Genomic DNA, 13,611 nt, shown 5'->3' on the forward strand with positions numbered 1-13,611 from the left:
ATAGCAATAGAACAGACAACAACGAATTCAAGGTAAGAAGACCAGCATGCGCACACTGACGATTGAACCGCTGACCAAAGAAGCCTTCGCCCCTTTCGGTGACGTGATCGAAACCGACGGCAGCGATCACTTCATGATCAACAACGGTTCGACCATGCGCTTCCATAAACTGGCAACGGTGGAAACCGCCAAGCCAGAAGACAACGCGATCATCAGCATTTTCCGCGCCGACGCGCAGGACATGCCGCTGACCGTCTGCATGCTGGAGCGTCACCCGCTGGGCAGCCAGGCTTTCATTCCGCTGCTCGGCAACCCCTTTCTGATCGTGGTCGCGCCACTTGGCGATGAACCTGTATCAGGCTTGGTCCGCGCCTTCGTCACCAACGGCAGGCAGGGCATTAATTACCATCGCGGCGTTTGGCACCATCCGGTGCTGACGATCGAAAAGCGGGATGACTTCCTGGTGGTTGATCGCAGTGGCACAGGCAATAACTGCGATGAGCATTTTTTCAAAGAGGATGAGCGTTTGATCCTCGCCCCCCACCAATAAGAGAAGGTCTGATCACTCGACAACAGAGTGACAGGCGAGAGGTAAAGACTGTGGAAGCACATCTGTTGGAATGGCTGAACCTGAGCGTGCGCTGGGTTCACATGATTACTGGCGTGGCCTGGATCGGTGCGTCGTTCTATTTCGTCTGGCTGGAAAACAACCTCAATCGGGTCAACCCGAAAAGCGGTCTGGCCGGTGATCTGTGGGCGATCCACGGCGGCGGCATCTACCACCTGGAAAAATACAAACTGGCTCCACCGACCATGCCGGACAACCTGCACTGGTTCAAATGGGAAGCCTACTTCACCTGGATGTCGGGGATCGCGCTGCTGTGCGTGGTGTTCTACTCCAACCCGACGCTGTACCTGCTGGCACCGGGCAGCAGCCTGACCGGCCCTGAAGGGGTTGCCCTGGGCATTGCCTCGTTGTTCGTCGGCTGGTTCGTCTACTCCTTCCTCTGCGATTCGGCCCTGGGCAAACGCCCTGCCCTGCTCGGCTTCATCCTGTTCGTGCTGATCATTGGCGCCGCCTACGGCTTCAGCAAAGTGTTCAGCGGTCGTGGTGCGTACCTGCACGTCGGCGCGATCATCGGCACCATCATGGTCGGCAACGTGTTCCGCATCATCATGCCGGCGCAGCGCGCACTGGTGGCGGCGATTGCCGAAAACCGCACGCCGGATCCGGCGCTGCCGGCCAAAGGCTTGCTGCGTTCGCGTCACAACAACTACTTCACCTTGCCGGTGCTGTTCATCATGATCAGCAACCACTTCCCGAGCACCTACGGCAGCCAGTACAACTGGCTGATCCTGGCGGGGATCGCGGTGCTGGCGGTGTTGGTGCGTCACTACTTCAACACCCGCCATGACAGCCACAAGTTCGCCTGGACCCTGCCTGTCGCCGCTGTGGGCATGATCTGCCTGGCTTACGTGACCGGCCCGGCGCAAATGCCAAGCGCACCGGAAGTGGCCAAGGCTCCCGGCACCATCGAGTACCAGCCATTGCCGGAAACGGCGTTGGGCGGTGGTTTGAAACCGGCTGAAGCCAAACCTGCAGAAGCACCTGCCGCCGCGCCGGTGCAAGCCTCCAACGCCGGCCCGAGTTTCGACAAGGTGCACAGCGTGATCCAGGAACGTTGCTCGGTCTGCCACTCGGCCAAACCAACCAGCCCGCTGTTCAGTGCCGCACCGGCCGGCGTGATGTTCGACACCCCCGAGCAGATCCGCCAGAACGCGGCACGCATCCAGGCGCAAGCCGTCACCAGCCAGATCATGCCACTGGGCAACATCACTCAGATGACCCAGCAGGAACGTGACCTGATTGGCGCGTGGATTGTTCAGGGAGCTCCGACCAACTAAGCGTTGAAAAGCTTCGCGGGCAAGTCGGATCGCCGCACCGCTCGCTCCTACGTATATGCAGTGTCCCTGTAGGAGCGAGCGGTGCGGCGATCCGACTTGCCCGCGATTGGCCGCGCCGCGGTCAACCCTGATGCACAAAATCACAAGAATAAAAAAGATCCGAGGTGTTGCATGTCCGAGCTATCCGAAGCGCGCATCCCCGACGCACCCGCCATTCAGCGTTTGCCCCTTTTGCAACTGATCCTGGTCGGTCTGCAACATGTTTTGCTGATGTACGGCGGCGCCATCGCAGTGCCGCTGATCATCGGACAGGCCGCTGGCCTGAGTCGTGAAGAAATCGCCTTCCTGATCAATGCCGACCTGCTGGTCGCCGGCATCGCCACCATCGTGCAATCGCTGGGCATCGGCCCGATGGGCATTCGCATGCCGGTGATGATGGGCGCCAGTTTTGCGGCTGTCGGGAGCATGGTCGCCATGGCCGGCATGCCCGGTATCGGTCTGCAGGGCATCTTCGGCGCGACCATTGCCGCCGGCTTCTTCGGCATGATCATCGCGCCGTTCATGTCCAAAGTCGTGCGCTTCTTCCCGCCTTTGGTAACTGGCACCGTCATCACCTCGATCGGTTTGTCGCTGTTCCCCGTGGCCGTCAACTGGGCGGGCGGCGGTGCCGGTGCCACTCAATTCGGCTCACCGATTTACCTGGCCATCGCCGCGCTGGTGCTGGCCACCATCCTGTTGGTCCATCGCTTCATGCGCGGATTCTGGGTCAACATTTCCGTACTGATCGGCATGTGCCTGGGCTACGTGATCTGCGGACTGATCGGCATGGTCGACCTCAGCGGCATGGCCCAGGCGCCCTGGCTGCAGATCGTCACCCCGCTGCACTTCGGGATGCCGAAGTTTGAACTGGCACCGATTCTGTCAATGTGCCTGGTGGTGGTGATCATCTTCGTCGAGTCCACCGGGATGTTCCTCGCGCTGGGCAAAATTACCGGCCAGGACGTCTGTCCGCGAATGCTGCGTCGCGGCCTGTTGTGTGATGCCGGCGCCTCATTTTTCGCCGGATTCTTCAACACCTTCACCCACTCCTCCTTCGCACAGAACATCGGCCTGGTGCAGATGACCGGCGTGCGCTGCCGCTCGGTGACCATCGTCGCCGGCGGTTTGTTGATCGTGCTGAGCTTGCTGCCCAAGGCAGCGTTCCTGGTGGCCTCGATTCCGCCAGCAGTACTGGGCGGCGCGGCCATCGCGATGTTCGGCATGGTTGCCGCCACCGGGATCAAGATTCTTCAGGAAGCCGACATCGGTGACCGTCGCAACCAGTTGCTGGTGGCGGTGAGCATCGGCATGGGATTGATTCCGGTGGTGCGTCCGGAGTTTTTTGCGCACCTGCCACTGTGGATGAGTCCGATCACTCACAGCGGAATTGCCATGGCGACGTTGAGTGCACTGGCGCTGAACCTGCTGTTCAACATCCTCGGCGGCCGCGAACGCGCGGCGATCAACGACTGCCACGCGCACTAACAAGTAACAACACAAACCCATGTGGGAGCGGGCTTGCTCGCGAAGAGGTCGGCACATCCAACATCAATGTTGACTGGCAAACCGCTTTTCGCGAGCAAGCCCGCTCCCACAAGGGGCGGGGATGCCTGTGCCTCAAACAATAAAAACAAGAGGGAGCAACAATGATTCGGACACAGACAAACATGCTGTTAGGCGGTGGTCTATTGGCCGCGAGCCAAGCCATGGCCGGCGATTTGCTGCTGTGGCAGACCAACAGCCTGAGCTATCTGTATGGCAAGGATTTCGCGGTCAACCCTTCGATCCAGCAGACGATAACCTTCGAGCACGCCGACCGCTGGAAGTACGGCGACACCTTCCTGTTCGTCGACAGCACTTACTACAACGGCGAGAAAGACCGGAACAAAGGCGTTCACGCCTATTACGGCGAGTTCAGTCCGCGCCTTTCCTTCGGCAAAATCCTCGACCGCCGTTTCGAATTCGGCCCGATCAAGGACGTGTTGCTGGCCATGACCTACGAGAATGGCGAAGACGACACCGAGGCCTATCTGATCGGCCCCGGTTTCGACCTCGCGGTACCGGGTTTCAACTATTTCACCTTGAACTTCTATAACCGCCAGACCGAAGGCTCGCGCCCCGGCGACGATGTCTGGCAGATCACACCGGCCTGGTCCTACACCCTGCCAGTGGGCAATTCGAGCCTGTTGATCGACGGCTATATCGACTGGGTCGTGGATAACGACCAGAACTCACATGGCACCTACCACGCCAACCTGCACCTGAACCCACAGGTCAAATATGACCTGGGGAAGGCCTTGGGCTGGCGGGAGAAACAAGTGTACGTCGGCGTCGAATACAGCTACTGGAAAGACAAATACGGCATCGAAAACAACGGCAACTTCGACACGAATGAGAACACCAGCAGCCTGCTGGTGAAGGTGCATTTCTAGATGATCCGCAACCGCGCTCCAAACCTGTCGTCGGTGCGCTGTTGCGGGGCACTTGAGACCTGGCCAAGGAGTCAGTATTCTCCGCGGCCGCCTAAATCCGCTTTAAAAAAAAGCCCGGATTTTATTCCTGACCAGAAAGCCAACTTATCCCGGCCCTGGACGGTAACAAGGCATTCCAACCCCCCTCTCAATCGACTGCTCTTGAGCCGCCGAACGGGAGTTTTTTTGCTTTTCGAAAGCCTTGGCGCAGCGCTTGCCAATAGCACTGAAGCCGACCGATTGGATGATTTTTTACCGTTACGGAAAAAGGCGCCACACCAGAGCGCCGATCTTAAAAAAACAACGTGGAACACCTACTTTTTGGGAGCAACCGAATGAAACGCACGTGCACTAGCCTGATGCTGGCGGGATCCTTGCTGGCCGGGGGCCAGGCCATGGCCGGCGACTTGCTGCAATGGCAGAACAACAGCCTGACCTACCTGTATGGCAAGGACTTCCAGGTCAACCCGCGCATTCAGCAGACCGTAACCTTCGAACACGCTGACGCCTGGAAATACGGGGATAACTTCTTCTTCGTCGACAAGATCTTCTACAACGGTGAAAAGGACTTCAACGCTGGCCCGAATACGTATTACGGTGAGTTCCAGCCGCGTATTTCCCTGGGCAAGGTCCTCGACCAGAAGATCGAATTCGGCCCGGTCAAAGACGTGTTGCTGGCCATGACGTACGAGTTCGGCGAGGGCGATACCGAGTCCTACCTGATCGGTCCGGGTTTCGACCTGGCGATTCCGGGCTTTGATTACTTCCAGCTGAACTTCTATCAGCGTCACACCGAGGGCTCGCGCGCCGGTGACAACGTCTGGCAGATCACCCCGGTGTGGTCCTACACCATTCCGGTTGGGGATTCGAGCATCCTGATCGATGGTTTCATGGACTGGGTGGTCGACAACGACTCGAACTCCAAAGGCGACTACCACGCCAACCTGCACTTCAACCCACAGGTTAAATATGATTTGGGCAAGGCGCTGAATTTTGGCGAGAAGCAGTTGTATGTGGGGGTGGAGTATGACTATTGGTCGGATAAGTACGGAATTAAAGATAGCCAGGTGTTCAAGACCGATCAGAGCACTACGAGCTTTTTGGTGAAGTTTCACTTCTGACCTACGACACAAACTTACTCAGCACCTTTTATAGGTGCTGAGTCTAAAAAATCAATCACTTCCGTATTTCACTAAACGCTTTCACACTTATACCTCTAGCACTTACAAGTTTATTAACAACTTCAGAGGCTAATTCAACGTATCGCTCTTCCGTGTAGATCACACGAATTTCCTCAGGAGAAACACCGAATCGGATTGCCGTTTCACCAGGTACATCTGAAGACACTCTTTTTATTCGTCCTTCGTCGTCACCAACGGGTGAAAGTCCATAGACGACCGGGAAGCCTAAATCGACCAACCGCCTGGAACCCGGCTCCAGTGCATTCCACCTTTCGAGCCGCCCCTGCAACAGATTTTGTTTTGCTTCATGAAATTTTGGGTCAAATTCTCTCGAGGTAACATCCTCAATGTGTGCGCTTAACTCCGCCCCTCCAGAACGGAAGCTCCAAGGTTCCTTACTTTTCAATTGACTGTAGTTGTAAGCCCCACCGAAGTTATCAAGATCAACCGTGGATATATACTCTTTATTAAGAGCGCCTTCTCGCAAGGCATTTCCCGCCTCCCCACCAAACGGATATATTTTTTGCTCCAACAACGCCCCCATCGGCAACAAATAGCCTGAATAAGAGGGATCATCCAGTGTAAACATCAACAAACTTGAAGAATCGGACCCATGAAAAAAGTTAGCGCCTTCACTGTGCTCCATAAGCTTGCCTTTACTGAAGCGGACACCAGAATGAGCAACAATGCTATCGGCATCGATAGTCAACGTCATCGATGCAAAAACCGGCCTCCTTTTCATCAAGCCCTGACTATCCATGTACGTGACTGGATTATTTGACACATACAAAAAATAATTATTGCCATCCACATTTCCCGCCGGATCAGGATTTACCCACCGCTGTAACCACGGCGCGTAATACCGATACCCATAATGATAAAGCCCCGTGGCATCCCGCTCCTTACCCGAATAACGAATCGTCTTGTACTTTGCCTTAATCTCGCTGGCACCCGCCCACAACGCCGTCCCGCCAAACGCGTAAAAATGCTCCCGACTCAGCACGCCACCCTGCTCATCCAACTCCAGCGTGCTGGAATTCAGGTGATTGCTCAGGCAAAACCGCAGCTGGTTGTCAGGAATATCGCAAGGCAACTTCGTAACCCAGTGCAAGGCTCGAACCTGACTGCGCCCGGCTTCGACACTCACGACGTGCCGTTCTTCGCCAGTCGCCGAATCACGATGAATTTCCAGCCCCGGCAAGTAGCGAACTTCCGCCCGCAACGTACGACTCGCAGCCTGGGTAAGTCGGACCTTTCGCAGTCGATGTCCAGGACTGTCGTAGCAATAACATTCGCTATCGTCAGGGCCGTCGCCACGCCTGACCAGCGTGACCCGGCTTAACTGATTGCGAATGTCCCAGCTCATCTTTTGGCTGCGCAACAACGCCAGTTGATTGCCATTGGCGTCGAAGCCGTCGACCAGATTGCCTTCATCCGCAACGCTTCGATTGCTGTCTGGCGAGGTAAACATCTCGAAGGTTTCTGCACCGCTGTGATGGCGGGTTTGCAGATTACCTGCTGCGTCGTAGTTGAAGGTCTGGATGTAATTGCGCAACTGGCTGGGATCCAGTGGTGTGGTTTGCCACGACGGCAACGCTGGGCCGTAGCTCGGCTGACTGACTTCGCTGCCGGTGGCTTCGATCAGTTGGTAAAGGCTGTCGTAGGTATAGCTACAGACCGGATCGATTCGCTGATTGTTGAAATGACGCGTCAGTTGAGCCTTGTCTTCGATGCTGGTGATGTTGCCCATCGGATCGTATGCATAATTAAAATCGTGAAGCGGCTGGCCATCGGCATCGCAAGACTGCAGTTGCAGTAAACGCCCGTCTTCATCGGCGTATCGCGTGCTGGTGGACACGCCGTTTCCCGCCCGTTCGCTGATGCCCCTGCCCAAGGCGTCGTAGCGGATTTCACTGACCAGCAAGCGAGGTTCATCAGCGGAATCCACCAGCTTCAGTCGAGCCTCGCGTAATTGCCCGGCCCGGTCGTAAGCGAATGATCTGACGTTATCCATGGCATCAGTCTGACTGCGCATGTCTCCCAAAGGACCGTACAGCTGCGTCGTCTCGAACACCTCGTCTTCCAGTCCGGCATCGGCGAACGCGGACGACCAATTCGGCGGCTCCAGATCGCGCAGGAAACGCATTCGCTCCGACAGCAGCAAACCACCCACACCGTATTCGCAGAGGCGCCGACTGCCGGCCGGGTGGTCATGGCAGATCAGTTTTCCGCATTGGTTATGTACGGCAAACCCGTGACCGGCATCAGCATATGCAAACCGATCGGAAACCCGCGCCGATTCCCCCGCCATTTGTTCGGTGACGGTTACCGGACGAAGAAGCTCATCGTACTCAGTGTGACGCTGGCTGCCGCGGCCGTCCCAGAACGAGCAGATCGCATCCGCCTGATTCATTAAGCTCAGTCGCCAACCGGCATCGACGCTCTCCACCAGCAGAGCCCGGCCTTGCAAATCAAAGGTGTTTTCAAGATTCGGCTTCGGCGCGGTTCCCCACAGGCGCGGGTCCCAGGAAGCGAAAAGCCGTCCGGCAGGATCGAAGTGGTTTCGGGTAATGCGCGTATCAACCGATGTGTTCAGCGGATGACGACAATAAGCGACATTTCGCACATCCAACCCACGCGGGTCCGTCACCGTCACTGTTGGCGTGTGAGCATCAATCCATTGCGCGGCCGCCATGTTCGATCCCTCTGATGAGGGTTTCAATCTGATCGTAGAGGCAAGTAACTGTCTACTGTCACAACTGACAGTTCAAGCGACTTCAGGCACCGTTAGCCCAAGAAACCGGCTCAACTCATCCCGCTTGGCCAACGCATCCCGCCGCCCCAGATCAATCAATTCGCTGCAATACCCCGCCTCGAACAACAGATAACTCAACACCCCCGCCCCGCTGGTCTTGGTCGCCCCCGGCCCGCGCAGGAAAAGACGCAGCGCCGCCGGCAACTCCTGGCGATGCCGCGCCGCAATTTCATCGATCGGCTGGCTCGGTGAAATCACCAGCACCTCCACCGGCGCGACGCCGAGCGCACGGGTCGGCGTGCCAGCGGGCATCAGATGACTAAACTGATTCAGACGCTGCAGCAACTCGATGTCGCTTTCCAGGCTGTCGATGAACGTACTGTTGAGCATGTGCCCGCCGATCTGCGCGAGCGTCGGTTGCTGGCCGGTGTAGGCGCGTTGCAGCGGTTGCTCCGGGTCGACGCCGCGCGGGTTGCCGCTGACGCCCACCACCAGCACGCGGCTGGCGCCCAGGTGCAGGGCCGGGCTGATCGGTGCCGATTGGCGTACTGCGCCGTCGCCGAAATATTCTTCGCCGATTTTCACCGGTGCAAACAGCAAGGGGATGGCGGAGCTGGCGAGCAAATGGTCGACGGTCAATTGCGTCGGCACGCCGATTCGCCGATGGCGCAACCAGGCGTCGATGGTGCCGCCGCCCTCATAGAACGTCACGGCCTGTCCGGATTCATAGCCAAACGCGGTGACCGCGACGGCCTGCAACTGCTTGTGCGCAATGGCTTCAGCGATGCCGGTCATCTGCAGTTTGTCGTTGAGCAACCCGCGCAGCGGCGAGCTGTTGAGCAAGGCCACCGGCACCTGGGCGCCGATGCCGAGCAGACTGTGGCTGACAAACCGGCTGGCCTGATGGATCACCCCCGGCCAATCGCTGCGCAACACCAGATGACTGCGGAAGCCCTGCCAGAAGGCTGTCAGACGTTCGATCGCACCACGGAAATCCATCGCCCCGCTGGCGAGGCTGACGGCGTTGATCGCCCCGGCCGAGGTGCCGACGATCACCGGAAACGGATTGTCGGCCCCCAGCGGCAGCAGTTCGGCAATCGCCGCCAGCACCCCAACCTGATAGGCCGCCCGAGCCCCGCCGCCGGAAAGAATCAACCCTGTAACCGGTTCAGCAGGACTCATCGCAACGCTCCATGGTGCTGGGCGGGATCATTACTCCAGCCCTGTCTAATACAAAACCTGTAGGAGCGAGGCTTGCCCGCGAAGGCTTCACCTCGGTTTCTGGGTGTCGCAGATGACGCCTTCGCGGGCAAGCCTCGCGCCTGCAGGGGATCGTGGTTCAACCGCGTTTTTCGTACAGCTTGGGCTCGCCCGGCGGACGGCTCTTGAAGCGGCGATGGGCCCAAAGGTATTGCTCCGGGCAGTCGCGCAGCACGCCTTCGACCCATTGGTTGATCCGCAGGCAATCGGCCTCTTCGGTCTCGCCGGGAAAACCCTCGAGCGGCGCATGGATCACCAGTCGATAACCGCTGCCGTCCGCCAGACGCTCCTGGGTGAACGGCACCACCAGCGCCTTGCCCAGCCGCGCAAACTTGCTGGTGGCGGTGACGGTCGCTGCCTGAATGCCGAACAGCGGCACGAAGATGCTTTGCTTGGCGCCGTAGTCCTGATCCGGCGCGTACCAGATCGCCCGGCCGGACCGCAGCAACTTGAGCATGCCGCGCACGTCTTCGCGCTCCACCGCCAGCGAGTCGAGGTTATGCCGCTCGCGCCCACTGCGCTGGATGTAATCGAACAACGGGTTCTTGTGCTCGCGGTACATGCCGTCGATGGTGTGCTGCTGACCGAGCAACGCCGCGCCGATTTCCAGCGTGGTGAAATGCACCGCCATCAGGATCACGCCCTTGCCCTCGCGCTGGGCTTTCTTCAGATGCTCCAGCCCTTCGACATGGGCCAGTTTCGCCAGACGCTCCCGGGACCACCACCAGCTCATGGCCATTTCAAAGAACGCGATGCCGGTGGAAGCAAAGTTTTCCTTGAGCAGGCGTTTGCGCTCGGCGGCAGATTTTTCAGGGAAACACAGCTCAAGATTGCGCCGGGCAATGCGCCGTCGGTCGCCGGCCGCACGATACATCAATGCACCGAGGCCGCGACCGATAAACAGCAGCGCCGGGTATGGCAATTGAACAATCAGCCACAACAACCCCAAGCCGCACCACAGCGGCCAGAAACGCGGCATCAGAAATGCTTTTTGAAAACGCGGGCGATCCATTAAAGGTTCCGGAAAGACGATGGCCGCGCATTCTACATCGTTCGACCCGGCTTGCGGCTGGCGAGCGTTCTCGTTATAAGTCTCGGCACTTTTAGTGACAAGCCGTTGTATGCCGACCATGAGCCAAATCGACCCGCTAGACCAAGATCCCGTGTTCCAGTTGAAGGGCAGCATGCTCGCCATTACGGTGCTGGAGCTGGCCCGCAACGACCTCGAGAGCCTCGATCGGCAACTGGCCGCGAAAGTCGCCCAGGCGCCCAACTTCTTCAGCAACGCACCGCTGGTACTGGCGCTGGACAAGCTTCCGGCCAGCGAAGGCGCGGTCGATCTGCCGGGTCTGATGCGCGTCTGTCGCCAGCACGGCCTGCGCACCCTGGCGATCCGTGCCAGCCGCATCGAAGACATCGCCGCCGCCATCGCGGTCGACCTGCCGGTGCTGCCGCCATCCGGCGCCCGCGAGCGGTCGCTGGACCCGCTTGAAGGGGCCGTTGCGAAGAAACCGGAAAAACCGGCGGAACCGACGATCAAACCGACGAAAATCATCACCTCGCCCGTGCGCGGCGGCCAGCAGATTTATGCCCAGGGTTGCGACCTCGTCGTGATCTCGTCGGTCAGCCCGGGGGCGGAACTTCTCGCCGACGGGAACATCCATGTATACGGACCGATGCGCGGTCGTGTATTGGCCGGGGTCAAAGGCGACACGAAAGCCAGGATTTTCTGTCAGCAAATGAGCGCTGAACTGGTCTCCATCGCAGGCCACTACAAGGTTTCGGAGGATCTGCGTCGCGACCCTTTATGGGGTGCCGGCGTTCAGGTCAGCCTGTCGGGCGATGTGTTGAACATCATTCGGCTTTAACGGATACTGCCACATTTTCCAAGCATCTCTAAAACGTAGCGAATACGGCTCAAACGAAGTAGGAAAAAGGCCAAAAGCAGTGTTTATCGAAGGTAAGCGCCGTTCTGGACCGGATTCCAGCCAAGGCTGTCCGACTGCAGTAGTTTTTCTAGAGATGTTTTTCAGGGGCTAAATGTCCTTTTTCCTTAGGGGTGAAACACCTTGGCCAAGATTCTCGTGGTTACATCCGGCAAGGGTGGTGTGGGTAAGACCACCACCAGTGCTGCTATCGGTACCGGCCTCGCACTGCGCGGTCACAAAACAGTTATCGTCGACTTCGACGTCGGTTTGCGTAACCTCGACCTGATCATGGGTTGCGAGCGTCGCGTCGTGTATGACTTCGTCAACGTGGTCAACGGCGAAGCCAACCTGCAACAGGCCCTGATCAAAGACAAACGCCTGGAAAACCTCTACGTACTGGCCGCCAGTCAGACCCGCGACAAAGACGCGCTGACCGTCGAAGGCGTGGAAAAAGTCCTGATGGCATTGAAGGAAGACTTCGAATTCGTGGTCTGCGACTCGCCGGCGGGCATCGAGAAAGGTGCTCACCTGGCCATGTACTTCGCCGATGAAGCGATCGTCGTGACCAACCCGGAAGTTTCCTCGGTCCGTGACTCGGACCGCATGCTGGGCCTGCTGGCCAGCAAGTCGCGTCGCGCTGAAAACGGCGAAGAGCCGATCAAGGAACACTTGCTGCTGACCCGTTACAACCCGCAACGCGTCAGCGACGGTGAAATGCTCGGCGTCGAAGACGTCAAGGAAATTCTCGCCGTGACCCTGCTGGGTGTGATCCCTGAGTCCCAAGCGGTACTCAAGGCGTCCAACTCCGGCGTGCCGGTGATCCTCGACGACCAGAGCGACGCCGGTCAGGCGTACAGCGATGCCGTCGACCGCCTGCTGGGCAAAACCGTGGAGCATCGGTTTCTCGATGTGACGAAGAAAGGATTCTTTGAGCGTCTGTTTGGAGGCCGGTAATGAACATTTTTGACTTCTTTCGTGCTAACAAGAAGCCAAGTACCGCCTCGGTAGCGAAAGAGCGTCTACAGATCATCGTGGCGCATGAACGCGGCCAACGCAGTACGCCGGACTACCTGCCAGCCTTGCAGAAGGAATTGGTCGAGGTGATCCGCAAGTACGTCAATATCGGGTCCGATGACGTGCATGTCGCCCTGGAAAACCAGGGTAGCTGCTCGATTCTGGAACTCAATATCACCCTGCCCGATCGCTGAGTCGATCCGGCTGGAGCCACGGCGGCTCAGGCTTTTACGCATTCCGTAGGAGCGAAGCTTGCTCGCGAAGCAGGCAACTCGGTTTATCTCATAGACCGAGGTGATGCGTTCGCGAGCAAGCTTCGCTCCTACGGGTTGCGGGGGCCTGAGCCGCCGTTGGCGTTTGTTACGAGGCTGTTTAATGCCGCTGTCCAACATCCGCATCATCCATCAGGACGCCGCCGTACTGGTGGTGGACAAACCGACCCTGTTGCTTTCCGTCCCTGGCCGGGCCGATGACAACAAGGATTGCCTGATCACCCGCCTGCAAGAAAACGGCTACCCGGAAGCCCGCATCGTCCATCGACTGGACTGGGAAACGTCCGGCATCATTCTTCTGGCCCGCGACCCGGACACTCATCGCGAACTGTCTCGGCAATTTCACGACCGCGAAACCGAAAAGGCCTACACCGCCCTTTGCTGGGGTCAACCGGAGCTGGACAGCGGCAGCATCGATCTGCCGTTGCGCTACGATCCGCCGACCAAGCCGCGCCACGTGGTGGACTACGAGTTCGGCAAAAACGCCCTGACCTTCTGGCGCGTGCTTGAACGTTGCGGCGACTGGTGCCGGGTTGAACTGACCCCGATCACCGGCCGTTCCCATCAGTTGCGCGTGCATATGCTTTCGATTGGCCACCCGCTGCTCGGTGACGGGCTATACGCCCACGAGCAAGCGCTGGCGGCCTGGCCTCGTCTGTGCCTGCACGCAAGCATGCTCAGCTTCACCCATCCGCAGACCGGTGAACGCTTGCGCTTCGAGTGCCCGGCACCGTTCTAGCAAGAACTCACCTCACCCTGCGGGAGCGGGCTTGCCCGCGAAGGCGG

At 58.5% G+C, this 13,611-nt stretch carries 13 protein-coding genes; 10 read left to right on the forward strand and 3 right to left on the reverse strand.

The genetic code is table 11. The features are described 5' to 3' along the window. Window positions 1-46: 46 nt before the first annotated feature. The 6 genes from J2Y86_RS07595 to J2Y86_RS07620 all read left to right on the forward strand — a co-directional run bounded on the left by J2Y86_RS07595 (window position 47) and on the right by J2Y86_RS07620 (window position 5,536). A complete protein-coding gene (locus tag J2Y86_RS07595) occupies window positions 47-550 on the forward strand; it encodes an ureidoglycolate lyase (protein WP_150702853.1) in 504 nt (167 codons plus the stop codon). A 50-nt stretch (window positions 551-600) separates the two neighbouring features. Beyond that, complete coding sequence (locus tag J2Y86_RS07600; RefSeq protein WP_253429314.1) at window positions 601-1,905, forward strand: urate hydroxylase PuuD; 1,305 nt, start codon at window positions 601-603, stop codon at window positions 1,903-1,905. Window positions 1,906-2,076: 171 nt separating this feature from the next. Then, window positions 2,077-3,429, forward strand: a complete 1,353-nt coding sequence (locus J2Y86_RS07605; protein ID WP_253429315.1) for a nucleobase:cation symporter-2 family protein — start codon at window positions 2,077-2,079, stop codon at window positions 3,427-3,429. A gap of 161 nt (window positions 3,430-3,590) precedes the next feature. Next, window positions 3,591-4,376 (forward strand): outer membrane protein OmpK, encoded by a 786-nt coding sequence (locus J2Y86_RS07610; protein ID WP_253429317.1) that lies wholly within the window; start codon window positions 3,591-3,593, stop codon window positions 4,374-4,376. Then, window positions 4,377-4,754 (forward strand): hypothetical protein, encoded by a 378-nt coding sequence (locus J2Y86_RS07615; RefSeq protein WP_253429319.1) that lies wholly within the window; start codon window positions 4,377-4,379, stop codon window positions 4,752-4,754. Then, window positions 4,751-5,536 carry an outer membrane protein OmpK gene (locus J2Y86_RS07620; protein ID WP_253429321.1) on the forward strand — a complete coding sequence of 262 codons (786 nt, stop codon included), beginning with the start codon at window positions 4,751-4,753 and terminating at the stop codon, window positions 5,534-5,536. The genes J2Y86_RS07615 and J2Y86_RS07620 overlap by 4 nt, the downstream gene beginning before the upstream one ends. Window positions 5,537-5,591: 55 nt before the next feature. Here the strand turns inward: J2Y86_RS07620 and J2Y86_RS07625 are convergent, their stop codons facing one another. From J2Y86_RS07625 to J2Y86_RS07635, 3 genes are all read right to left on the reverse strand, one after another. Further along, window positions 5,592-8,291 carry an RHS repeat domain-containing protein gene (locus J2Y86_RS07625; protein ID WP_253429323.1) on the reverse strand — a complete coding sequence of 900 codons (2,700 nt, stop codon included), beginning with the start codon at window positions 8,289-8,291 and terminating at the stop codon, window positions 5,592-5,594. A gap of 72 nt (window positions 8,292-8,363) precedes the next feature. Further along, window positions 8,364-9,533, reverse strand: coding sequence for a patatin-like phospholipase family protein (locus J2Y86_RS07630; RefSeq protein ID WP_253429325.1), 1,170 nt, complete (start codon window positions 9,531-9,533; stop codon window positions 8,364-8,366). A 157-nt stretch (window positions 9,534-9,690) separates the two neighbouring features. Further along, a complete protein-coding gene (locus J2Y86_RS07635; RefSeq protein WP_253429327.1) occupies window positions 9,691-10,623 on the reverse strand; it encodes a lipid A biosynthesis lauroyl acyltransferase in 933 nt (310 codons plus the stop codon). Window positions 10,624-10,741: 118 nt separating this feature from the next. Between J2Y86_RS07635 and minC the strand changes: the two genes are divergently transcribed. The 4 genes from minC to J2Y86_RS07655 all read left to right on the forward strand — a co-directional run bounded on the left by minC (window position 10,742) and on the right by J2Y86_RS07655 (window position 13,564). Beyond that, window positions 10,742-11,479 (forward strand): septum site-determining protein MinC, encoded by a 738-nt coding sequence (gene minC, locus J2Y86_RS07640; RefSeq protein ID WP_253429329.1) that lies wholly within the window; start codon window positions 10,742-10,744, stop codon window positions 11,477-11,479. 201 nt (window positions 11,480-11,680) lie between these two features. After that, window positions 11,681-12,493: a septum site-determining protein MinD gene (gene minD / locus J2Y86_RS07645; RefSeq protein WP_150631077.1), complete on the forward strand. Its 813-nt coding sequence runs from the start codon at window positions 11,681-11,683 to the stop codon at window positions 12,491-12,493. After that, complete coding sequence (minE, locus tag J2Y86_RS07650) at window positions 12,493-12,747, forward strand: cell division topological specificity factor MinE (protein ID WP_007944431.1); 255 nt, start codon at window positions 12,493-12,495, stop codon at window positions 12,745-12,747. The genes minD and minE overlap by 1 nt, the downstream gene beginning before the upstream one ends. Before the next feature lie 181 nt (window positions 12,748-12,928). After that, on the forward strand, window positions 12,929-13,564 hold the full coding sequence (locus J2Y86_RS07655) for an RluA family pseudouridine synthase (protein WP_253429331.1): 636 nt from the start codon (window positions 12,929-12,931) through the stop codon (window positions 13,562-13,564). The last annotated feature ends 47 nt before the right edge of the window (window positions 13,565-13,611 follow it).

This window comes from Pseudomonas migulae (genome assembly GCF_024169315.1).
Classification (GTDB): domain Bacteria; phylum Pseudomonadota; class Gammaproteobacteria; order Pseudomonadales; family Pseudomonadaceae; genus Aquipseudomonas; species Aquipseudomonas migulae_B.